This window comes from Metasolibacillus meyeri (assembly GCF_003049505.1).
Lineage (GTDB): Bacteria > Bacillota > Bacilli > Bacillales_A > Planococcaceae > Metasolibacillus > Metasolibacillus meyeri.
Genome location: NZ_PYWN01000036.1, coordinates 39,542 through 57,917, shown reverse-complemented (window position 1 = coordinate 57,917; position 18,376 = coordinate 39,542). Strand labels below are relative to the sequence as shown.

The window sequence follows — 18,376 nt, the reverse complement described above, 5'->3', positions numbered from 1 at the left end:
ACTCACCTGGAGTGCTTAGAACATTTGTTGTATAAATATTTTGTAAATCTTTTCATCTACTTCAATTAGACTTTTTTTCCCATCTTTAAATTCAACAGCTAGTGTATGTGTACCTTTGTTTTTTGCAGATAAGCCTGCCAGTAGTCCAACTGGTCCCAATAGGACGCCCCCTACTAATCCACGTGATACGCCAGAAACTGCGCTTTTACGATGTTCTTCTGTAATTAATTCATACGATTCTACTGTTTCTTTATTTAAAGGGAATTTTTTCGTGAATCCCGTAAATAAAAAAACACCCTGTTTGCTAAAAATACCTTGCTGGCTGAGCATAATATTTTTGCCCTCATATTCCCCAGCGATTACTTTATTTTGAGCCATTAGCAACTCCCCCTTTTATAACAAATATACATAAAGAGGGAATATTTATCCATCACTTTTTCGATGCTTTTACTTCTTTTTCTAACTCTATATCAATACTAGCAATCATAAAAGCCTGCTCTTTCTTAGACATCCCTAAAAATTCCATGGGCGACATATGAAAACGATGGAGCGCTACATGAGCATAAAATGCCAAGCCGTCACTCTCATCGTCATCGCCCTGAATTAGTTTTTTGCTTCTTCAATTTGATCTTCAAGCGATTCATCTAGCCCGCTAATTTCTTGCACCTTCTCCGAAATTTGCGCAGCTTCCCCTGCTAAAAAGAGTTTGCCGTATAGTGCCTCTGCACCGCGCACCCCGTAAGACTGCTGAAGCTCTCTATCGTTTAAATCGGGATATACAATAGATGCCACATTCGTGCGGCGATTATAGGCTACAGGGTCAAATACACGCTCCTGACGTCCTTTTTTTCCTGGCACATTTTTAAAACAGCGCTCATTAATTGCATCTGATTCGTCTGATGAAATAGGGCGTAATTTAATAGGCTCTCCAAAGCGCGGTAATAATAAATCCACTAAGTCCCTTTCTGCTACGTTTTCTTTCATAAATGCTTTGAATTTACTCATGGCTGTTTCCTCCTGTTATTGAATTACATTAAACTGGTTAATTAAATTGAAGTCATCAAATGTAAAAGAAAATTCATCTTTTAACGTATCTGCACTCTCAGCATCCAACATAGCTAAAAGCGTTTTATTAGGCACAATATTACGTACATCGACCGTTTGCTTGCCAGCTGCGCTTGTCACATCAGCATTTACTACGTTTGCATCAAACATAGGCGATTTACCTGAACGAAGGTATTCCATAGCCATTGCGCGGATTTCTGGGCGATGATAATAAACCGTCATCTCACCTGTTCCCTTTGCTCCAACGATTTTAGAGCCTTCCATACGGGCATTCAAGCGTTTTACTTCGACTTTGTTATATTCAATTTCCGCTTTAAACTTCAAAATTTCCGCAAATTCATAAGTTTGATTGTCAATTGTGATGTAGAGCAAGCCTTCACGCGAGCTCATGGCATCTTTCGTTTGCATTACATTTACCATTGAAGCCTGCCTCCTTTATTTACATTCCACTCGCATATATAATTTTTCCATTGCATCGATAAATTTAATGCCCATAACAAGTAACACAGCATCTTTTTCATCGCCTTGTTCAATTACAATGTCTTCTGGTAAATAGGAATCAATTACGCCTAATCGAACATATGGATCAAGTGCCGTTTTCATTAGCTGCTTCTTAAATAAATCTCGTCCATCATCATGGTTATTCACTTTACCAATGAAATACTTGCGGAAAATATGCCGCGCATTGTTTTCAATGATGGACATCCCGCGATCAATCTTGCCTTTACGGAAATCTTGATTCTTTTTCGGTGTGAAGGAACGGAAGGTATTAATATCTTGCTCTACGACAATCTCATCATTGTTAGATGAATAGACAATATGACCGTCACGTAAGGCTTGAATAATCTCGTCATTAGTCATGATTTCTGCCATGATTGCACCAGGATATACAGCGTATGTGAGTGAGCCGACTGTAGACGCAGCGAATGCAGCCGCAAACCAATAGACAGCTTCTTTTGCAGTTAATACCTCGCCACCATCTAATGTGACACCATTTTTAATAGATACGGTACTTTCATGGTCTGCTGCATTATAGCCATTTGTGACAAAAGTAACTCGCTTCCCTGATTGCTCCCGTAGCTCTTTTGCCTTTAATGCTAATAGCGATTTAGTCGTTGTGTCTTCTGTACCAAATACCACTACTTTAAAATCTAGCGTGTCCAAAGCAGAAGCAAACTCTGAAATGGATTCATTTGTTGCTGCTACAGTTGTTCCGCCTGCCAATGTCAATGTTACATCCGCGTTTGGTAAGCTTCCTGAAAATACTACATAGTCATTTGCTTTTAATTCAGAGAAATTTGTTACCTTTTGAGAATCTACCTGCGAAGCCTCAAAAAATGTTTTGATTGTTGCAGTGGCATCTAGACCTACAGTGACCGTTACATGTATCTTGTTTCCATCTGCGCCGCCATATGTTGCTGTTGCCGTAAACTCTTCTGCTGTCGACTTTGCCTTTTCCCCCACGCCATTTAAGTTGTAAAGAAAGATATTGCTTGTTGCCTTAAACGCCTCTCTAACTGGTAGAATCTCTGCAAGCGACTTCCCAAACAATGCTTTAAATTTTGTGTTGGTCGATAGTTTAATGAACTTACCGACCTCACCCCAATCTAGTGCTACTGGAATAGCCAGTGCACCGTTAGAGTCCAGTCCCATTGTATTAAGGCTGTTGGTTTCGAAATTAATGTACGCATCAGGGCGTACTTTATTTTGCGTTTCCCATGTGCCACCCATTAGAAGTTCACTCCTTTCTGTTTCCATTCTGCAACCAGCTTATCTGCCTCTGCTTTGGTATACGTTGTGCCACCTTGTAGTACAACTTCATACTCTAAGCGCTCTTTAGTAGTGGCTGCACTTTCTAAAAAAGCGGCTTTTGAAAATTTTTTAGTTATTTGTTTCGTTATCTTTGGTTTGTCTGTTGTCTCTTGTGTCAAAATCAACGACCTCCAATCCTTGCATTTTGATTTCTTCAATTGGTTTATATACATCAAAGCTATATTCCACCCAAAAGTGCAATACACTGTCATGGATTTCATGCTTCATCTTTGTTCCACGTATGGGTATAGTCGATGAAGAAATATACTCCAAAATCTCATATAGTTGCTCTGCAATATTATGCATTTCTTCATTGGTGTAATCTGTAGATGGAAAATAATGCACATTAAAAGTATGCTGACGAGAGTATCTTCTTCCCATTATTTGTGTTTGCTGCACTGGAAACAGTTTGATAAAAAAACAAGGTGCTTGAAAGCCTTGTGCAATTTCTTCTCCATATTTTTTGTAAGCAGGGCTAGGAAAGAAAGTATTTAACTTTGCAATCACAGCATTTCTTACCATGTTAACTGTTATAGTCAATATCAATCTCCCCCCAGCATTTCCCTTAAAAACTGCTCTTGTTTCCGTTGTAAGAAGTGTTCCATTTCCCTCTCTAGCTCTTGTTCAGAAAGTTTCATCATAAATTTACCTTCAACGTACGTGCCAGGCTTACCAACGAACATACCACTTTTTCTTTCGTTTGGATCATAAACAAATTGATGACCTTCCCAGCGCCCTGGAACCCAGTGAGCCTTGAAGCCATATTCCACGAATTCTGCGTACTCTGTATCGTTATATACTTCGATTTCGTATATATCTCCAATTTTAGATATTGACCCGATCTGCCAAGTATTTCGTAGCAATCCAGTATTAAACGGTGTCTTATTTTTGGTTTTCTTCCACAGTTTCTTTGCTAATTCAATTAAACACTCTCGCATGAAAGCCTCAGTTTGCCCACCATTAATAAATTGCTCTAACCGACCTGCTAATGCACGCATTTCTCCAAATTCAAACATTAGGCTTTATCCTCCCGTTGCAAACTAATTTCTTGATGATCTGCATAAAAAAAAGGCTCCCCCGCTGTGTATAAATGTGTGGATAAGCCTCTTTTTACGGTGATTTTGTCACCTTGTTTGATGTTGTACTGGGACGCAATAAATAGCTTGGTTTCATAGCTGATTTTATTTACTGTGTCTGTTTGCATATTGCTTGGTAAAGCTTTTTGTGAAATGCGACAAGGTACATCATCGTAAACCAATATATCGGGCTGTAGTCTCGTTTCACCATAGGAAGTTTCATAGTCCTCTTTACGAGATATCCGCGCACGGTCTGTATAGTAACGCTCTGCTAAACGGCTGCGTCTCATGGCTGCACCTCCTACACGATGAGTGTTTTGCGATAGCGGTTGAGTTGCTGCTTTAATTCAGTGGATATGATGTTTTCAAAGTAACTGGTGCTTGTATCGCCGATTTTTTCGCTCTGGATGCCGCCGTGACTTTCTCGTAGTTCTACAATCAACTTTTCAATGATAGGCTGTGCTTGCAAGGGTACATCACGCCGCTTGCAATAGTCTTTAAAGAAGCTTTCTGCGTCTTCAATTTGGATGATGAGCAGCTGGTCGTGCTGCCCATCGTCCGTAGCGATACCTAAACGAATTTTTACACGTTCCAATACGGTGTTCATTACGTATCATCCTCTTTTTCAGCCTTTTTAATAGTAGGCTTTTTTACCTCTTCCACCAACTGAAAGCCCTTTGCAAGTAGGGTGTCGCGTTTTGGGATGGTATCAACTGTTTTGACTACATTATGTTTGCGTAATTTATACATCTACAATGCCTCCTTGATGTTGACGAACACGCCTGAAAACTTATTTGCTGGAATCCATAAATCGTGATATTGACGGTAATCAAGCTTCCAGGCATCGGCATTTTGATTCGTGTTAGGGTCAAATACGCGCACTTTATCGGTTTTTGAAATCGCGATTGGTGCATTACGTGCGCTAATAATCCAGTTAATATTTTTAGCGTCCGATGCTGCTTTAAATCCGCCTTGCTCTTGACCAGCCGTTTCTCCATCCATAAATTCATACGCTGTTTGCAAACGCGTAGAAGGGACGCGAATAATTGGATGCCCGTCCAATGCCTTAACTTTTGTTTTAATGCCGCCCTGCTCAAATTCAATTACATCAAGGCGTTTTTGGATAGTTGTGTTGCTATCTAAAATGGCTGCTACTGTGTAAGGCAAAGTTAAAACTAGTGAATCACCCTCACCAATTTGGTCTTGCATTATGGCAATATCGTACAACAATTTATTTAAAATTGTTGTATCGGTAGGATTATAGCCACCCGATGCTTTGCTTGCAGCGATGGCAAGTGCTGCAATTTTGCTGTAGCGATATGCGTCCAATTCAGGGATAACCTTTGTACGCTGGAACTCTCCCATAACAGCCCCTGCCGTGACGACAAAATTAGATTCATCCACGTCCATTGAGTCAATCGAAAATGTACGACCACGGTCTTGTGTCAGCTCATGTGTTTGCCATGTCATCGTGACAGAGCCTTTGACAAACCCGTCTGCTCGGTCATAGTCCCCTAAGCCATCCATTAAGATGTTTGGGATTTTCACTTCGTTACCGCCGTTATATTTGACCAGTCTTGAATTTGGTTCCATCCAGCCAGATGTTGCGCCAACTAATAGCTGCTTGTCTAGCTCTTGCTGAAAGATAGTTGCATATGCAATCGAATTTGCCATATTATTTTGCCCCTCCTGTTAATGCACTTGCGAATTGCTCGCGTGCTAATTCTTCTGCGCCTTGTGCTTGTTGTGTTCCATTGCCAACCGTTGGTGATTTACCTGCTAAGCGTTCGTCCACGACTTTTTGCACAGCTGCATCAAACACTTTCTTAAATGTTTCTATGTTTTTTGTTGTTGTTTCTGCATCTGTCCCTAATACCAAGTCAATGACATCTGCTGGCAAGTTGTACTTTGCATCTGCAAGCATGTTTAAAGTTTCTGAGCGTAGTTCTCGTGCAGCAATTTTCTGCTCTTTCGTGGCAAGTGCTTGTTCACGTTTTTCTAGCTCATATTGCGCCTTTTCATCGGCATTCATTTTCGCCAATTTTTCCGCCTCTGAACGTGCCGAAGCTACTTCGTTCTCGATGTCAGCTTTTGCCTGCGCAAGTGCTTCGTCTACCTTCGCTTGTAATTCCTGCTCTGTGTATGTAGGTGCAGGGTTATCAGCTGGTGACGGATCTACAGGGTCAGCTTCAATTGGTGACTCCTCTTCAGCAAAAAATTGAATATCTAATGGATATAATAATTTTGGTTTATCGTTTTCGAGCATCATAATACGCTCCTCCTTGTAAAATATTTTTAGTACCCGAATGAAAGCCAATTGCAGCCGCACCTAGTAGCACACCTGCAACAAACCCCTCTGGCGAAAAGCCGACAAAGGTTAAACCACCTGCAACGCCTAATGCTAGTGAAACGATTGGAGCAAATTTTTTCGGTAAGCCAGCTTGAACGATAATCCAAATGATGAAAATAATCGCTGGAATGACCGTTGTGTCAAAAATAGTTAAGTCAAAATTCATTCTCTTTTCCTCCTTCAAATTTATTTGCCTCTAGCAATCGAAGCATTTGCCCACATAACTGCTTGCTCCAAGTTGGTATGTGCTAAGGAACGCTCCCTTGAATCAGGACATACATCGTTCATTAAATACGCAAGCTCTTTTGCTTTCGCACGGATGATATCGTACTTCTCTGATTGCCCAGGTTTTGGGGCATGGTACTTGTAGACATTGTTAATTTGCTGATTCACTTTTTCACCCCCTTTAAGGACACAAAAAAGAGACCTGTCATTTTCGATAGGTCTCTTGCGTTCATATATACTTTAAAACCACTTTAATCGGCTTTATTTTGCTTGCAAGTTTACTTGTTGTACAAATTTAGCTATTTGTTTGTCAAGGCGCTTATAGGCGTTCCTGTGACTTTGTTAATTTAGTAGTTTTAAAGCTTCTTTGTAAATTGCATTCACACGCTTTTTAAACTGTTCTTCATTTAGATATTCTGGACGTTGAGAGCATGCTTGCGGTTCTGGCTCATAGTTGGCGCATATGTCAGGCATATCTTCATTTAATAGATTTACTAACTGTGGGTTCTCTTGCTCAATTTCCTCCCACTGATCTACTAGGACATCAGGAAACGTATATGAAAAATCCTCTGCATCTATCTTCCCAGCAAGAAAATTCCCCATCATCTCTAATATAGCTTGTGCTGCCATCTATTAAACCTCCTCCCAGTTGTCTTTTTTATTTTTCCGTGTGACGATACTGACTATTTCTTTCGTGTCAGTTGCTTGCATTACCGCAATCTCATTTTTAAATCGGACGAGATGTCCGTTATCAGATTGCACAAAATTATGCTGCTCTTTTAACATGGCTTTAATATCTTCTTTCGTAAATGCAACTTTCCCCTTACTTTGTTTCTGCCCAATAGTTCGATTTAATGAATGGATGGTAAACTCGAAGCCATCTTTTTTGAAATAGCGATACGTATTTTTTAGCTTACGTTTATACTCATCGCTGTACGTGCCGTTATTAACTTTTTCGAAAGTGCCACGCTGTCTTTTTAATGCAGCCCATCTATCACTATCATTAACATTATACTTGATTTGCTGGAAGGCTGCGAATGATTGTGGTGCATCTACACCAATAGCCTTTTTATAAACATCATGCAACTGACGGTCTTTCGATACATTTTGCTCCATCTTCTTCCACGCTGCCACTTGATCTGCACCATGCTCTTTGACAATAGATTGATACCATTCATCGTATGTCATAGTTGCTGGAACTTCATAATATGTGCCATTGAGCTTTGCTAAACGCACTTCTTCAGCATCATATTCAACAACAGGAACTGTAGCGCTGCGACAATTTGGATGCATTGGAGGATAATTGACACCAGCCTGTGCTTTTTTCAGATCGAATTTTTTGCCATCAAGTGAAGCACAAATATCACTTGTTCGTAAATCCAATGTGGCTAAAAATTGATACTGTTCCACACCTAACGCTGCGTAACTTTCTTTGCTTGCTTGGTTATGAATGTAATTTGTTTCAGTACGTACAAGTCGCGCAGCATTCGCAAATGTATTGTCCATTTCCTCTGCAAGTTGCTTCGCCATTTGCGCGTTTGACTGTCCAAGAATCGTGCCTTTGGTGAGGATTTGCTCTACTTTTTTTGCAAGCAAATCACGATGCTGCCAGATGCGCTCACTATAGTTTTTGCCACTCCATGCAATGCCTACAGCTATTTCCGCTGCTTGTGGACCAATAAAAATAGCACTTGTGCCATAGCCAAGTGCTCTCTGTACATTGTATGTTGATCTATAAAAGCCTTCCTCGTAGACTTGCAGTAGCGTGTCTTTTGTTAATGCATCCTCATATTCCATGAGGCGGTCGATTTCTGCAAGTAGCCTTGCCTTTAACTTGTCGATCCGTTCCGTATGTTTGGCTGTACGCAAATCTCTATCAATTTGTTTGATGGCTTTTTCGTACTCACGGCGTAGCTTGCCGAGTTGCCCTTCAGCAAAATTGTAAACTTTGGCACTGTCATGTAAGAGACGTTTTAACCAGTATTGTTCATCCAGCTGCGACATAGGCATCTATCTTATCAGAGTCAATGTTACCTAACTCTTGATACTCTCGCTCTTTTAACTTATCTTGCAGCGCTTTCGACAGCTCATCGCGCACATTTTTAATGAATGGTAATAGCTCATATTGTGATTCTTTGCTAATAATCCCATCCAACAGCGCAACAATCTCTGCAAGTTCTTTAATGTTACTAATCATATTACGATCAAATTTCGTTTCAACACTATTTGCATCATAATTACGATTTAACCTTAGATTAAACATACGCGTCACAATCCGAAGTTTCTTCTTATATGATGGCAAAAACTTTTTCTCTTTAATGGCAGCCAATTGCTCCAGCCCGATCATTTTATATTTAATAGCTACACCTGTCAGATTTCCTGCAAACGATTCATCTGTGAGTGCAGGGACAAGCGAAAGGAAAAAGATGTCCTTCGCAATACGATTTTTAAAGTTTTCTACAGCAGTATCATTTACTTCTTTAATCAACCACTGTGCTTGTCCCTTTTCGTCTAAGAAAAGTATACGTTCATTTCTGAGTGTTTTGGCAGCCTTTTTGCCCTCTTCATCGTCCTCTGTAACGTTTTCTAATCCACCTGCTGCACCGACAATAACAAGGAATGCATCAGTGAAGTATTCAAAGTCATTCGCCGTATCTGATTGTGTCTTATCGTAGGCATCTATTAAGGTAATAACATCCTCATAATCACCCGTCCGCTCCTCGTTATTCCAGTACACAACAACAGGTACATCGCCAAAATAGTGCTTGTCACGTTGTACTTCTATATATTTCTTATCTTTTTTCACCTGCTGGAATAAGATAATTTCATCCTTTGTGTACACTTCAGCATAATTCACAGTTTTTTCTTCTAGTAAATCTTCTTCTTGCCAAAGACGTATAGCAAATTCTAAAAATTCATCCACAGCATAAGAATAGATAGGAATCATTTCTTCTGCTTTGAAATAACGCGAGCGTATTTCACTTTGTTCATTCATATATAAAAGTTCAAAAGCAATTCCCTTTTTAGACATTTCTTTGGCAATTTCGAAATTCATGTCCATTGCATTTAACTCATCCAGTAACGCCTTATACCCTTCATCCGCTGTCTCTACTCGAACACCTTCACCCATAAAATAGCCTGTTGCCATATTTGCGATATATTTTGCAAAGCCGTGTGCCATTTTATTGTTCGGTTTGCGGTCTGTCTTAGGTCGGTTTAAAATATTATTTTTTACTTGATAATATTTTTCAAGCTGCTCAAAACGTGGTAGTTCGTGTTGCTGGAATTTCTTAATAATTTTTGTCACCAGCTTTTCGGTAGGGGCTGTCCCTCTTTTTACTTTAATCAACAGTATCCCTCCTATATGCCAAATAGTCGGCGAGATCCGACTCGTCCTTTACGTTTTAATTTGATGTCACCATTCACAATTTCCACTAAACCTGTTGTTGCATCTGGTGCATCATCATGTTTATTTTTGCCCTTGCGCTGGTAACGCATCATGTCTTCGTAATATTCGGGGAATTTTTTATCCCATCCTTCAGGCATGATGACTTGTTCTAAGACATTGGAACTATTGGAAAGAATACGCGCCTTCTTATTTTTCGATTGATGAAACCAAGTGATTTGACATTTGCGATTTTTACGTTTCTTCAACTTTTGTTCCACATTACGAGCAAAGCCGCGCCCGCCGTTATTCGATTCAATCGCACTTTCTCTTGTGTGATGAATATCATGCCTACGAGCTACTTCAGGCTCTGTTTTCTCCATTGGTTCATCCGTATAGTAAATATCCAATACATAGGCGTATTTATCAATAACGCCTGCGATGATACTACAGAGTTTGTCTGCCCCTGTGTCGGCTGTATCAGTATAGGCGATGATACGCTCGAATTGATCTGGGTCAATCACATCGTATGTTTTAAAGCCTGCACTGTAAAGGCTGCCTTTGAGGTCGATTGGTTCTTGCCCGAAGTTTGCAAGCCATATGTGCTCATCCAATGTTTCTTTTTTTGTCTGTAAATCTTCTGTAGAATATAAGTCCTCACAAATACTCTTGCCGTTCTTATCGAGCGCACTCATTTTCAATTCGTAGCACCGATCAGGAAATTCCTTCAGCAGCATACCTGCCAAATCATCTGTTGCCCAGCGTGTTTGAATGATGAATTGAACCGCTCCATCTAGCATCCTTGACATGAAGGTATTTTTATAGAAATTCCAATGTTTCTTTTTTACATTCTCATTAACGGCTTCCTCGGCATTTTTGATAGGATCGTCAATGATGCCGATATTCCCCCTCATCCCCGTCAACGTTCCGTCGAATGATGATGCTAGATAACTTTGATGCGCGCCTTCCAACGCCCACTTGTCCATAGCCCCGTCTCCAACTTTAATCTTTACATTTGGAAAAAAGCTTTTTACAACATAATAATCACTGTCATCCGCTATCTCTTCATCTTCGATGGTGTCACGCACTGATTTGGCAAACGTGGTAGAAAGCGTTTGATTGTATGAAACAGTAACAATTTGATTTTTCACACTTTGACCATATATCCATGTCGCAAATAGAATACCTGTATAGGATTTCCCAAAGCCAGGCGGCAAATTAATGATACAAATAGGATATGGTTTTCCTGTTTTGGGATTGATAATTTGCTTTTCAAACATCGCTTGCATCGTATCGCACAAAATATCCTGATAAGTCCGATGAGGCTTGAAAAAGCCAGGGTTGATACGATTACAATATTCTCTAAAGCTTTCTTTCCCTGCTTTAATGGCAGCGTCTCGTTTTTGTGTGACTTCATCTTTTTTAAAGTCCTGTAAAATGCTCATGCAACTCACCTGCAACCTTCTTTAAAACTACTTTTCGTAAAGTTTTCCCATCGTTTCATCAGCAAGCTGGACAAGTTTTTCCACTAATTCAGGATACTCCTGAAGCTCTCCATAAACCAATGCTTTGAATTTTTCATATGCTCGTTCATGCTCATTTTTTAGTGCTGCGTAGGTTTTATCCTTGTAAGCTTTAGCTCTGGAAAGTTTAATCATTAAATCAATGGCAGCCTCTGGAGGTAAATCATCAAGTTCCTCCTCAATCAGTGCGATCCGCTCCGATAGTTTATGTACGGATATTTGTAACGCTGCCTCTGTTAGCCCTTCATCATCTTGATTGTACTTAGCCACTTTTACAAGCTCTTGTACCCTTGCCTGTGTTTCAAGCAAGCGGTGGGCAAGCTGTTTTGTTTCTAGTGCATAGCGTCCAATGGTGGACTTAGAAACTGCCTGTCCTTGTTCCTTTAGATAGGTGCTTATATCTTGATAAGTGATACTTGTATCCAGCAACATTTCGTCAACAGCCGTTTGTAGTGCTTTGGGGAGGCTAAACACTTTATTGTGTTTACGATATTTTTTATATGACTTATTATTTCTATTGCTCATCCTATCGCCGCCTTACAACATAATGCTACTATTTTTCAGTTGCCCCTCAATCAAATCTACACCAGATGTTGTCATATATATTTTTTTGTTGTCGTCAGTTAAATCAAGATAGCCACCCTCCACACTGATATAAGGCGGTCTCCCTTTCTCCATATCGTTTGCCAGATAGTAAATGTGTTTATCAATGTCAACTGAATAAGAAACCTCATACCGCTCAATTAATGCAATTTTAAGTTGTCGCACTGTAACTGGTTCGGGATAAAACATAGCCATAACACGCATAATATGCCCACGTTGCTCTCGATTCTTAAAAATTTCTGCTGGATTCATGATTTAGCTTCACTTCCTTTGTTCATTTTTATAAGTTCATCGTATATACGATCTAGCTTGCGTTCCATTTGGGAAGTTGCGCGAATGAAGTCATCTTTCTGAACATATTTGTCCGAAACTTCTAATTTATATTCAGCAAACTTGCTTTCTACATTGTCGATTTGTTGCTTCAGCTCAGCGTCATTTTGCGCCAAATCTGTTTTAAAATTTTTCAAAAAATAACCTATAAGTCCTAGACCTGTTAAGATTGCTGTTTGAATAATCCATTCAGCCATATTATTTTCTCCTCTTAAAAGTAAAAAATCCTTTAGAGGACGTCTCCAAAGGATTTTCATTATTTATTTTGAAGAAGCACTGCCTCCTTGAAATACTTTAATGCTTCGTGAAGCATATTGAGCACATACCTCTTCTCTTTTTGTAACAAGTAAATGTTTGCTACAAATTTTTTGCTTTGTGTAGTAAAAACAATTGTTACACTTTTTATTATTTCCATCAGAACTATTAATACCTAATTGTTTTTTCAACTGAATTCTTTCAGTTTCACTAATACGTTTACCTTTCACTATAATCATCCTTACAAAGAAAGGTCTATTATATCAATATTTCACAAGGTACATCGAGAGGTTCAGCCTTGTCCGTGAAATATATCCTACTAAAAGTGAAAAGTAATCTCTTCAAAATTTAGTCTCCCCAACAACCATCGCAAGACTTGGGCGCGCTAAAATCTCAAAATGTCCTCTCGCTTCAGCTAACATTTTTCATCGATTTGTGGATTGGCAGGAATACGCCTTGTATAAGGGAGTGGGCGCTACTCCCGAAAATGCAAAAAACCAGTGTGGCTTTTGCCTTCACTGGTTATTTTGGGGGATTTTGATTATTATTTCCTTGAATCTATTTGAAGAATCTATTTGTACGAAACATAATAATTTTTCTTTAAACTTCTCTTTCGATGCCGATTATTATATATATAACTCAAAATGGTGGTGACTTATATGAACCTCTGGCAATATGGACTGATATTTTTATACTTTTATATTCCTATTTATTTATTTTTATTCGCCTGGATTCAAGCACGATCTATCCCTGAAAGAAGGTACGGGGAAAACCCGACCATTTTGGATACGTTAGCAAAAAAAAGATACTCTTCTCCCATCTTACTTACCCTTATTATGCCTTTTGTCGCCATGATAGTTATTTTAATGAAAATTAATTTGTCTGTTCTTATTAAATTTTTCTTTCCTGTACTATATGGAGCACTGCTTTATTTTTTATTATTTCATTTATCCCTTTTATTGGTAGACACTACACAAATTAAAATTAGTTTTTCTGCACTTGGATATGTAACTACTACTTTATGGGCTTTTATTTATGCACATACTCCTGTCCTGAAAAAACTATATGCTTTTCTTTTAAAGAAAAGTAGAAAGATATGGAATGTTTCATATTTCGATGAGTTGATAACGAATGAAGACAAAAAGATTAGAAACTCTTTGTTTCGTTACCATATTTATTTATTACTATTATTTATCTATATAACAGTAAACTTGCTTGATTTCTCCTATATTTATGACACAGAGCATATAAGTTTTATTACTGAATCACTTCTAACTTTCGTTATCATAGATACTTTAGTAATCATAAAAAAACAAAACCGTAGAATGAATAATCATATAAATGATTGACTATTATTACACTATAAAAAGTCAAAAATATCTGTCTGCTTATGCACAAGATACTTTGCATCACTATTTGCAACAATTTTTCGGACATGACTTTCGCTAAGGTGATATTTTCGTGCTAGTTTTCTATAATTTCCACCGTCAAATTCGTTTTTAATTTCTGTATCTCTCACATAGCGTATAACGCTGTCACGTTTGGGAATGTACAAATTGGAGCCACCGTAATGCTCACATAGTCTTAAAAAAGCTTCTACACCGATGACAGATGCAATTTCTTTATGTTCATCTGACAACATTGACAGTTTAATTTGCATATTCTCCAACTTGTACACCCCTTCTTTATAAATCTAGTATTGGTTTTATCACCTGTTCATAAAGTTCACCTACTTCATAAGTAGTTTTTCCTTCTTTACTTAGTCGTTCTTCAAATGCTTGGATTTCTAAAGCTATTTTCACCGCTTTCAATACGCCAATTTGCTCAGGTGTTATTTTAATATGACCACCACCCACCATCCAACCTATCGCTTTGGGCAAATAATAAAATGCCTCCCCTTTTTTCATTTTCCACTGTTCCAAAGTTTCTTCCAAGAATTTCTTTCTGTTCAGCCGCTCTTTAACAGGAGGTATTAACCCTTTTTCTCGCATACGTTCCCGAAATTCCTTGTTCCACTTTTTCTCCTTAGCTGTTAATGGTTTATATTTTTTCTTCACCACCGTAAACACCTCTATTCATCAAATAACTGCATTTGTTCATTTATATCACCTGGATCGGTTTCAAGCCCCATTTCAATACGCGCTATTTTTACTTTTTCTAGTTGCTGTCGTTCTTGTTGATAGTCTGTAGGTAGCATAGCTTGTCTAAGTAATTGACTATGATGCGGGCATGGTCATAACGGATAATATAATCACACCAGCGTACGACTGGCTGCTTCTTGCATATCGCACAGACATTCTTTTGATGGTCAACCCCTGTGGATGGGATATTTACAATATTAGTCATTAACTTCCTCCCATTTCTGCCTTGTAATCTTTAAACCATTAACAATTCTACCTGTTGCACACCTGTTATAAACTGTTGTAACAGATACATTTGCGTAATCTGCCATTTGCTTGTGAGTGCCTTCGAATACCAATTCCTCACCTCTATACATTTTGTATTGATAGCCTTGTGGTGCTCCCATTTGCCCACTACATTTATCGCTAGAAACACCTAAAAGTTGGCGTATCTTTTTAACCTCTTTAACTAACACGGGATTCTGCTCCCAATTTGGCGTGTCTACTATGATTTGTGCCAATCTAACAGCAGGTTTCATCTGCTTTTTCCTCCTATACAAATGAAAGCCTCTCAATGTATAATGTAGTTTCAAGGTACATGAGAGACTTTCTTTCGTGTTATTAAGCTGTAGCGATGGCGGTCGTTGCAGCTTTTTTATTTAATTGATTTACTGTGCATGCTGCTGGATTGTTTAAGTATTTTACAAGGAATTGTTCAAACGTATAGCCGAAACGCTCTCCAATTTTAAAGTACACATAATATGTGCCCAAGCGTTCGATTAAAAGCTCATCCATTGTCATTCCCCTTTTCTAGCAGTTTTTTGAGGCTTTCGATTAGCCGCCAAGCTTGCGCGGATGTGAGCCATTCTACACGCTCAACCTTGTAGTATTTTCGAATGAATCCTTGTAAGCGTTGCGGCTCGTCTTGCCACCCTAGTTGTTGCTCTAACTGTTCGATTTTCCATATCTGGCGCTTTGTTGCCTTGTTGGGGCGTGCATCTTTATTCCCTTGCATAGCCCTCAATGACAATAGCACACGTTCTAGCTCTTTTTGTGAGCATTTACGCATACTGTCCTTGCCTGTTTCACGCAATAGGACATTATAAATATCTTCTCGCTCCATGCCGATGTCACGGGCGATTGCCCAGATTTTTTTGACTACAGTCATTTCATCCCTCCTCAAAATCTTGCCAGCGCTGTTAAATGCTCAAAGGTTGCTTTATCACGCTTGTCTAATGCCGCATCTATTAAAAGCTCGTCCAACCATATATCTAGCTCTTGTGGTGGCTCATACCCTTCAATGTGCTCTATTTTTCTACGATTATACTTGCCATCATCTAGCTTACATGATTCGAAACGTTCATATTGTTGCCTTGCTGTTACACAACGTGCGTTAAGTATCGCTACACTTGCCATTTGTGCTAACATTTTTGCTAAATCGCTGCTTTCCATCGGTTTTCCCCCTTATAATGGTTCTTTGGTGTTGTTACGTTAGCCTCTTTCACTAGTTTTAGCAATTGCCTTTGTTAGTAATGATGTATACGCCATCATACGTTTACAACGACCGCTTGGATAATCGTTAGCCTTGTGACGTGCTGCGTGTTTACGGTAAATAGCTTTGCTCGTCATTAGTTGATTAAAGTTGCGTTTTTTCATCATAGTTCACTCCTTTCATGAGTAGAGGGGATTGCCCCCTCTTACTTTTCATAGTCAAGCCCTACAGCTATGCTATCCTCCACAAAAATCGCCCGTTTGATTTCTGCAATTTTTTCTGGCGGTAAATCACCGAAAAAGCGGTCAATGGATTCTTGGTTTTTGCATTGGCGGATAGCATCCAGCTCCTCCTCAATTTCACCTGTGATACCCAAACTTTCTAAGAGTTTTTTATCGTGAAGGTAATCGCCTTTTAGCTTTTTGCGCGCTACTGCGGCTTGCTCGTGACTTAAACCTAGTCCCATCAAGATGCCCCCTAAATGGATTTCATTTGAATAATCATCTTTATAAAGAGCGATTAAAGCGGCTTTAAACTTGGCGTCAACGTCATATTTAACATCTTCTTTTTTTGAGATTTTGCCTTCAGCCAAATCACCCAGTGTGGATTGTAAAACTGAGTAGCGATCAACCTCAAATTTCTCCTTAAATGACACATTGAATCGACCATCAGAGCCGTATATTTGATAATACTTGAGATTTTTGTTGTCCATCTCTGCTGTAGCGTGTGTTTGGAGCTGTGCTTTAATTTCATCCAAACGTTTTTTATCTACTTTCGTGCGGCGATCTAATTCGATAGCTTCATCTACCAGCGCTATTAATTGCTCATTCACGCCCCTTCACCTGCCTTCGTTTGTAACGTGTCAATGCACGGTTTACATACCAGTCGACCGTTATGTGTAACAAGATTATCTTCAGAATTACACAGTAAACAATTCCCCTGCGTGCGCTTCAGGAGCACACTACCATCCCCTTGTAGATTCACGCTAAACTTTTCCCCTGCCTCGACACCGATTGCGCGGCGTAGGGCTGCTGGTAAAGTGATACTACCTGCTTTGCTCATTTTTTTGTTATATTGCTGCATGCGTTTGTTCCTCCTCGTCTTTTATCATGTTTGAAATTTTTCCAGCGCTAACCTCAGTTGCTATACTAAAACCTGCATGTGCATATTCGAAAAATGCTAATGATTTTCGTTCGAAATCATCATAAATGCTGTATTCTTCAGGAAGTGTGCGGATAGCTGTAATACCCTTAAACTCGTTTACTTCCAACCATTTTAATAGCTGTAGAAACCCCTCCGCATTGCGTGTTTCCACCGTTAGCATATAGCCAGGTTTATTAGAGAATTTGTGCAAGGTAATTGCCTCTTCACTTGCACCAGTAAACTGTTGCGCATAGGCAAGTATTTGTGTGCGTGCATCTTGTGTAATTTCCATTGCTTTCACTCCTTTTCATTTAGCCAGTCATACATAGGCTTTTTTTGTCGTGGCTCACGATTAGTAATTGGTGGCGGTGATGTGCGTTTACGAAACTGCTCTGCATGTTGTGCCGCCTGCTTTGGTGTCGTAATATTCTGTTTTTTCCAATTGAGCAGAATGGTGTCAATGTAGCGCAAAGAAAGCTTGCCACCGATAACTGCCTCTCTTAAAGCTGCCTTAATTAGCTCAGGTGAATGATGGTCTTCATCTAGCCAGTTGCTAATGTTCGTTAGCTCCATTGGCGATAACAAGCGCCCAAACTCTTGCTCGAACATGGCATACATTTCGCTTATCTCAGTTTGAGGAGCATCATTGCCTACATTACATAAATCTTGTTCTAAGTGAGCAAAGACCTGTGCAATTTCCTGTTTTGCCCGATATACGATTTGTTGGATGCGTTGTTTCTCAGCATCTACAGATTGCTGTGTAGACATAGCTGTCCCTCCTCTAGTTGCAAATTTTTATATACACGCGAGTATTTTTTATGTTGCAACGTCATCGTATGGACACTTTTCGCTACTATCCACCAGTTCCCCATATTTAAATGTGGATTTAACTGGAGAATGATTGCCTTTTCTTCATATGTCGGATTACGTTTCTGCAAAATTCTCACCCCATCCTTGCGCGTATACCGAAATCATGATACGATTTCGGTACGCGTTA

37 protein-coding genes are annotated in these 18,376 nt (G+C 39.3%); 1 reads left to right on the top strand and 36 read right to left on the bottom strand.

Features of this window, described 5'->3' with window-relative positions:
* Positions 1-15 precede the first annotated feature (15 nt).
* From C9J34_RS06045 to C9J34_RS05950, 23 genes are all read right to left on the bottom strand, one after another.
* On the bottom strand, positions 16-378 hold the full coding sequence (locus tag C9J34_RS06045; RefSeq protein ID WP_107838968.1) for a hypothetical protein: 363 nt from the start codon (positions 376-378) through the stop codon (positions 16-18).
* A gap of 52 nt (positions 379-430) precedes the next feature.
* On the bottom strand, positions 431-574 hold the full coding sequence (locus tag C9J34_RS21870; protein WP_193768912.1) for a hypothetical protein: 144 nt from the start codon (positions 572-574) through the stop codon (positions 431-433).
* Between the two features lie 29 nt (positions 575-603).
* Positions 604-1,005 (bottom strand): phage tail assembly chaperone, encoded by a 402-nt coding sequence (locus C9J34_RS06040; protein ID WP_107838967.1) that lies wholly within the window; start codon positions 1,003-1,005, stop codon positions 604-606.
* A 15-nt stretch (positions 1,006-1,020) separates the two neighbouring features.
* On the bottom strand, positions 1,021-1,485 hold the full coding sequence (locus tag C9J34_RS06035) for a phage tail tube protein (protein WP_107838966.1): 465 nt from the start codon (positions 1,483-1,485) through the stop codon (positions 1,021-1,023).
* A 15-nt stretch (positions 1,486-1,500) separates the two neighbouring features.
* Positions 1,501-2,796 carry a phage tail sheath subtilisin-like domain-containing protein gene (locus tag C9J34_RS06030; RefSeq protein WP_238600579.1) on the bottom strand — a complete coding sequence of 432 codons (1,296 nt, stop codon included), beginning with the start codon at positions 2,794-2,796 and terminating at the stop codon, positions 1,501-1,503.
* Positions 2,796-2,996, bottom strand: a complete 201-nt coding sequence (locus C9J34_RS21700) for a hypothetical protein (RefSeq protein WP_153062611.1) — start codon at positions 2,994-2,996, stop codon at positions 2,796-2,798. The genes C9J34_RS06030 and C9J34_RS21700 overlap by 1 nt, the downstream gene beginning before the upstream one ends.
* Positions 2,947-3,417, bottom strand: coding sequence for a phage tail terminator family protein (locus C9J34_RS06025; RefSeq protein WP_202973679.1), 471 nt, complete (start codon positions 3,415-3,417; stop codon positions 2,947-2,949). The genes C9J34_RS21700 and C9J34_RS06025 overlap by 50 nt, the downstream gene beginning before the upstream one ends.
* A 2-nt stretch (positions 3,418-3,419) precedes the next feature.
* A complete protein-coding gene (locus tag C9J34_RS06020) occupies positions 3,420-3,893 on the bottom strand; it encodes an HK97 gp10 family phage protein (RefSeq protein WP_107838964.1) in 474 nt (157 codons plus the stop codon).
* Positions 3,893-4,243 (bottom strand): ABC transporter ATP-binding protein, encoded by a 351-nt coding sequence (locus C9J34_RS06015; RefSeq protein WP_107838963.1) that lies wholly within the window; start codon positions 4,241-4,243, stop codon positions 3,893-3,895. Before C9J34_RS06015 ends, C9J34_RS06020 begins: the two co-directional genes overlap by 1 nt.
* Before the next feature lie 11 nt (positions 4,244-4,254).
* Positions 4,255-4,560 carry a phage head-tail connector protein gene (locus C9J34_RS06010; RefSeq protein WP_107838962.1) on the bottom strand — a complete coding sequence of 102 codons (306 nt, stop codon included), beginning with the start codon at positions 4,558-4,560 and terminating at the stop codon, positions 4,255-4,257.
* Positions 4,560-4,703, bottom strand: a complete 144-nt coding sequence (locus C9J34_RS21865; protein WP_193768911.1) for a hypothetical protein — start codon at positions 4,701-4,703, stop codon at positions 4,560-4,562. The genes C9J34_RS06010 and C9J34_RS21865 overlap by 1 nt, the downstream gene beginning before the upstream one ends.
* Positions 4,704-5,627: a hypothetical protein gene (locus C9J34_RS06005; RefSeq protein ID WP_107838961.1), complete on the bottom strand. Its 924-nt coding sequence runs from the start codon at positions 5,625-5,627 to the stop codon at positions 4,704-4,706.
* A gap of 1 nt (position 5,628) precedes the next feature.
* Positions 5,629-6,222, bottom strand: a complete 594-nt coding sequence (locus C9J34_RS06000) for a DUF4355 domain-containing protein (RefSeq protein WP_107838960.1) — start codon at positions 6,220-6,222, stop codon at positions 5,629-5,631.
* Complete coding sequence (locus tag C9J34_RS05995) at positions 6,203-6,469, bottom strand: hypothetical protein (protein ID WP_107838959.1); 267 nt, start codon at positions 6,467-6,469, stop codon at positions 6,203-6,205. The genes C9J34_RS06000 and C9J34_RS05995 overlap by 20 nt, the downstream gene beginning before the upstream one ends.
* A 20-nt stretch (positions 6,470-6,489) precedes the next feature.
* Positions 6,490-6,696 carry an Acb2/Tad1 domain-containing protein gene (locus C9J34_RS05990; protein ID WP_107838958.1) on the bottom strand — a complete coding sequence of 69 codons (207 nt, stop codon included), beginning with the start codon at positions 6,694-6,696 and terminating at the stop codon, positions 6,490-6,492.
* Between the two features lie 174 nt (positions 6,697-6,870).
* The gene (locus C9J34_RS05985; RefSeq protein ID WP_107838957.1) at positions 6,871-7,158 is read right to left on the bottom strand and encodes a hypothetical protein; all 288 of its coding nucleotides are present in this window, start codon (positions 7,156-7,158) and stop codon (positions 6,871-6,873) included.
* Between the two features lie 3 nt (positions 7,159-7,161).
* Positions 7,162-8,532 carry a minor capsid protein gene (locus C9J34_RS05980; protein ID WP_193768910.1) on the bottom strand — a complete coding sequence of 457 codons (1,371 nt, stop codon included), beginning with the start codon at positions 8,530-8,532 and terminating at the stop codon, positions 7,162-7,164.
* A complete protein-coding gene (locus tag C9J34_RS05975; RefSeq protein WP_193768909.1) occupies positions 8,516-9,877 on the bottom strand; it encodes a phage portal protein in 1,362 nt (453 codons plus the stop codon). Before C9J34_RS05975 ends, C9J34_RS05980 begins: the two co-directional genes overlap by 17 nt.
* A gap of 11 nt (positions 9,878-9,888) precedes the next feature.
* Positions 9,889-11,358: a phage terminase large subunit gene (gene terL / locus C9J34_RS05970; protein ID WP_107838954.1), complete on the bottom strand. Its 1,470-nt coding sequence runs from the start codon at positions 11,356-11,358 to the stop codon at positions 9,889-9,891.
* 27 nt (positions 11,359-11,385) lie between these two features.
* Complete coding sequence (locus C9J34_RS05965) at positions 11,386-11,961, bottom strand: phage protein Gp27 family protein (RefSeq protein WP_107838953.1); 576 nt, start codon at positions 11,959-11,961, stop codon at positions 11,386-11,388.
* Positions 11,962-11,973: 12 nt separating this feature from the next.
* Positions 11,974-12,291 carry a hypothetical protein gene (locus C9J34_RS05960; protein ID WP_107838952.1) on the bottom strand — a complete coding sequence of 106 codons (318 nt, stop codon included), beginning with the start codon at positions 12,289-12,291 and terminating at the stop codon, positions 11,974-11,976.
* A complete protein-coding gene (locus C9J34_RS05955; protein ID WP_153062610.1) occupies positions 12,288-12,566 on the bottom strand; it encodes a hypothetical protein in 279 nt (92 codons plus the stop codon). The genes C9J34_RS05960 and C9J34_RS05955 overlap by 4 nt, the downstream gene beginning before the upstream one ends.
* 63 nt (positions 12,567-12,629) lie before the next feature.
* The gene (locus C9J34_RS05950; RefSeq protein ID WP_107838950.1) at positions 12,630-12,854 is read right to left on the bottom strand and encodes a hypothetical protein; all 225 of its coding nucleotides are present in this window, start codon (positions 12,852-12,854) and stop codon (positions 12,630-12,632) included.
* Between the two features lie 429 nt (positions 12,855-13,283).
* Between C9J34_RS05950 and C9J34_RS05945 the strand changes: the two genes are divergently transcribed.
* The gene (locus C9J34_RS05945) at positions 13,284-13,973 is read left to right on the top strand and encodes a hypothetical protein (protein WP_107838949.1); all 690 of its coding nucleotides are present in this window, start codon (positions 13,284-13,286) and stop codon (positions 13,971-13,973) included.
* An 11-nt stretch (positions 13,974-13,984) separates the two neighbouring features.
* Here C9J34_RS05945 and C9J34_RS05940 read toward each other — a convergent pair whose 3' ends face one another.
* The 13 genes from C9J34_RS05940 to C9J34_RS21695 form a co-directional block, all read right to left on the bottom strand.
* On the bottom strand, positions 13,985-14,284 hold the full coding sequence (locus C9J34_RS05940) for a Mor transcription activator family protein (protein WP_238600582.1): 300 nt from the start codon (positions 14,282-14,284) through the stop codon (positions 13,985-13,987).
* A gap of 25 nt (positions 14,285-14,309) precedes the next feature.
* The gene (locus C9J34_RS05935; RefSeq protein ID WP_153062609.1) at positions 14,310-14,681 is read right to left on the bottom strand and encodes an addiction module toxin RelE; all 372 of its coding nucleotides are present in this window, start codon (positions 14,679-14,681) and stop codon (positions 14,310-14,312) included.
* Positions 14,682-14,695: 14 nt separating this feature from the next.
* Entirely contained in the window at positions 14,696-14,821 is a 126-nt protein-coding gene (locus C9J34_RS22595) for a hypothetical protein (protein ID WP_274523354.1), read from the bottom strand.
* A gap of 141 nt (positions 14,822-14,962) precedes the next feature.
* Positions 14,963-15,283 carry a hypothetical protein gene (locus C9J34_RS05930; RefSeq protein WP_107838946.1) on the bottom strand — a complete coding sequence of 107 codons (321 nt, stop codon included), beginning with the start codon at positions 15,281-15,283 and terminating at the stop codon, positions 14,963-14,965.
* Positions 15,284-15,365: 82 nt separating this feature from the next.
* Positions 15,366-15,539, bottom strand: a complete 174-nt coding sequence (locus C9J34_RS21860; RefSeq protein WP_193768908.1) for a hypothetical protein — start codon at positions 15,537-15,539, stop codon at positions 15,366-15,368.
* Positions 15,532-15,912, bottom strand: coding sequence for a regulatory protein GemA (locus C9J34_RS05925; RefSeq protein WP_107838945.1), 381 nt, complete (start codon positions 15,910-15,912; stop codon positions 15,532-15,534). The genes C9J34_RS21860 and C9J34_RS05925 overlap by 8 nt, the downstream gene beginning before the upstream one ends.
* Before the next feature lie 11 nt (positions 15,913-15,923).
* Positions 15,924-16,196: an IDEAL domain-containing protein gene (locus C9J34_RS05920; protein ID WP_107838944.1), complete on the bottom strand. Its 273-nt coding sequence runs from the start codon at positions 16,194-16,196 to the stop codon at positions 15,924-15,926.
* A 39-nt stretch (positions 16,197-16,235) separates the two neighbouring features.
* A complete protein-coding gene (locus C9J34_RS21855) occupies positions 16,236-16,400 on the bottom strand; it encodes a hypothetical protein (RefSeq protein WP_193768907.1) in 165 nt (54 codons plus the stop codon).
* 41 nt (positions 16,401-16,441) lie between these two features.
* A complete protein-coding gene (locus C9J34_RS05915) occupies positions 16,442-17,068 on the bottom strand; it encodes an ABC transporter permease (protein WP_107838943.1) in 627 nt (208 codons plus the stop codon).
* A complete protein-coding gene (locus C9J34_RS05910) occupies positions 17,065-17,319 on the bottom strand; it encodes an AbrB/MazE/SpoVT family DNA-binding domain-containing protein (protein WP_107838942.1) in 255 nt (84 codons plus the stop codon). The genes C9J34_RS05915 and C9J34_RS05910 overlap by 4 nt, the downstream gene beginning before the upstream one ends.
* Entirely contained in the window at positions 17,306-17,671 is a 366-nt protein-coding gene (locus C9J34_RS05905) for a hypothetical protein (protein ID WP_107838941.1), read from the bottom strand. The genes C9J34_RS05910 and C9J34_RS05905 overlap by 14 nt, the downstream gene beginning before the upstream one ends.
* A gap of 5 nt (positions 17,672-17,676) precedes the next feature.
* Positions 17,677-18,147 (bottom strand): DnaD domain-containing protein, encoded by a 471-nt coding sequence (locus C9J34_RS05900; RefSeq protein WP_107838940.1) that lies wholly within the window; start codon positions 18,145-18,147, stop codon positions 17,677-17,679.
* On the bottom strand, positions 18,126-18,317 hold the full coding sequence (locus tag C9J34_RS21695) for a hypothetical protein (RefSeq protein ID WP_153062608.1): 192 nt from the start codon (positions 18,315-18,317) through the stop codon (positions 18,126-18,128). The genes C9J34_RS05900 and C9J34_RS21695 overlap by 22 nt, the downstream gene beginning before the upstream one ends.
* Positions 18,318-18,376: the final 59 nt, after the last annotated feature.

Bases quoted from the DNA above. Each gene is read 5' to 3' on its own strand.
- C9J34_RS06045 (WP_107838968.1), bottom strand. From the start codon at position 378: ATGGCTCAAAATAAAGTAATCGCTGGGGAATATGAGGGCAAAAATATT.
- C9J34_RS06040 (WP_107838967.1), bottom strand. From the start codon at position 1,005: ATGAGTAAATTCAAAGCATTTATGAAAGAAAACGTAGCAGAAAGGGAC.
- C9J34_RS06035 (WP_107838966.1), bottom strand. From the start codon at position 1,485: ATGGTAAATGTAATGCAAACGAAAGATGCCATGAGCTCGCGTGAAGGC.
- C9J34_RS06030 (WP_238600579.1), bottom strand. From the start codon at position 2,796: ATGGGTGGCACATGGGAAACGCAAAATAAAGTACGCCCTGATGCGTAC.
- C9J34_RS06020 (WP_107838964.1), bottom strand. From the start codon at position 3,893: ATGTTTGAATTTGGAGAAATGCGTGCATTAGCAGGTCGGTTAGAGCAA.
- C9J34_RS06015 (WP_107838963.1), bottom strand. From the start codon at position 4,243: ATGAGACGCAGCCGTTTAGCAGAGCGTTACTATACAGACCGTGCGCGG.
- C9J34_RS06010 (WP_107838962.1), bottom strand. From the start codon at position 4,560: ATGAACACCGTATTGGAACGTGTAAAAATTCGTTTAGGTATCGCTACG.
- C9J34_RS21865 (WP_193768911.1), bottom strand. From the start codon at position 4,703: ATGTATAAATTACGCAAACATAATGTAGTCAAAACAGTTGATACCATC.
- C9J34_RS06005 (WP_107838961.1), bottom strand. From the start codon at position 5,627: ATGGCAAATTCGATTGCATATGCAACTATCTTTCAGCAAGAGCTAGAC.
- C9J34_RS06000 (WP_107838960.1), bottom strand. From the start codon at position 6,222: ATGATGCTCGAAAACGATAAACCAAAATTATTATATCCATTAGATATT.
- C9J34_RS05995 (WP_107838959.1), bottom strand. From the start codon at position 6,469: ATGAATTTTGACTTAACTATTTTTGACACAACGGTCATTCCAGCGATT.
- C9J34_RS05985 (WP_107838957.1), bottom strand. From the start codon at position 7,158: ATGGCAGCACAAGCTATATTAGAGATGATGGGGAATTTTCTTGCTGGG.
- C9J34_RS05980 (WP_193768910.1), bottom strand. From the start codon at position 8,532: ATGTCGCAGCTGGATGAACAATACTGGTTAAAACGTCTCTTACATGAC.
- terL (WP_107838954.1), bottom strand. From the start codon at position 11,358: ATGAGCATTTTACAGGACTTTAAAAAAGATGAAGTCACACAAAAACGA.
- C9J34_RS05965 (WP_107838953.1), bottom strand. From the start codon at position 11,961: ATGAGCAATAGAAATAATAAGTCATATAAAAAATATCGTAAACACAAT.
- C9J34_RS05960 (WP_107838952.1), bottom strand. From the start codon at position 12,291: ATGAATCCAGCAGAAATTTTTAAGAATCGAGAGCAACGTGGGCATATT.
- C9J34_RS05955 (WP_153062610.1), bottom strand. From the start codon at position 12,566: ATGGCTGAATGGATTATTCAAACAGCAATCTTAACAGGTCTAGGACTT.
- C9J34_RS05945 (WP_107838949.1), top strand. From the start codon at position 13,284: ATGAACCTCTGGCAATATGGACTGATATTTTTATACTTTTATATTCCT.
- C9J34_RS05940 (WP_238600582.1), bottom strand. From the start codon at position 14,284: ATGCAAATTAAACTGTCAATGTTGTCAGATGAACATAAAGAAATTGCA.
- C9J34_RS22595 (WP_274523354.1), bottom strand. From the start codon at position 14,821: ATGCTACCTACAGACTATCAACAAGAACGACAGCAACTAGAAAAAGTA.
- C9J34_RS05930 (WP_107838946.1), bottom strand. From the start codon at position 15,283: ATGAAACCTGCTGTTAGATTGGCACAAATCATAGTAGACACGCCAAAT.
- C9J34_RS21860 (WP_193768908.1), bottom strand. From the start codon at position 15,539: ATGGATGAGCTTTTAATCGAACGCTTGGGCACATATTATGTGTACTTT.
- C9J34_RS05925 (WP_107838945.1), bottom strand. From the start codon at position 15,912: ATGACTGTAGTCAAAAAAATCTGGGCAATCGCCCGTGACATCGGCATG.
- C9J34_RS05920 (WP_107838944.1), bottom strand. From the start codon at position 16,196: ATGGAAAGCAGCGATTTAGCAAAAATGTTAGCACAAATGGCAAGTGTA.
- C9J34_RS21855 (WP_193768907.1), bottom strand. From the start codon at position 16,400: ATGAAAAAACGCAACTTTAATCAACTAATGACGAGCAAAGCTATTTAC.
- C9J34_RS05910 (WP_107838942.1), bottom strand. From the start codon at position 17,319: ATGCAGCAATATAACAAAAAAATGAGCAAAGCAGGTAGTATCACTTTA.
- C9J34_RS05905 (WP_107838941.1), bottom strand. From the start codon at position 17,671: ATGGAAATTACACAAGATGCACGCACACAAATACTTGCCTATGCGCAA.
- C9J34_RS05900 (WP_107838940.1), bottom strand. From the start codon at position 18,147: ATGTCTACACAGCAATCTGTAGATGCTGAGAAACAACGCATCCAACAA.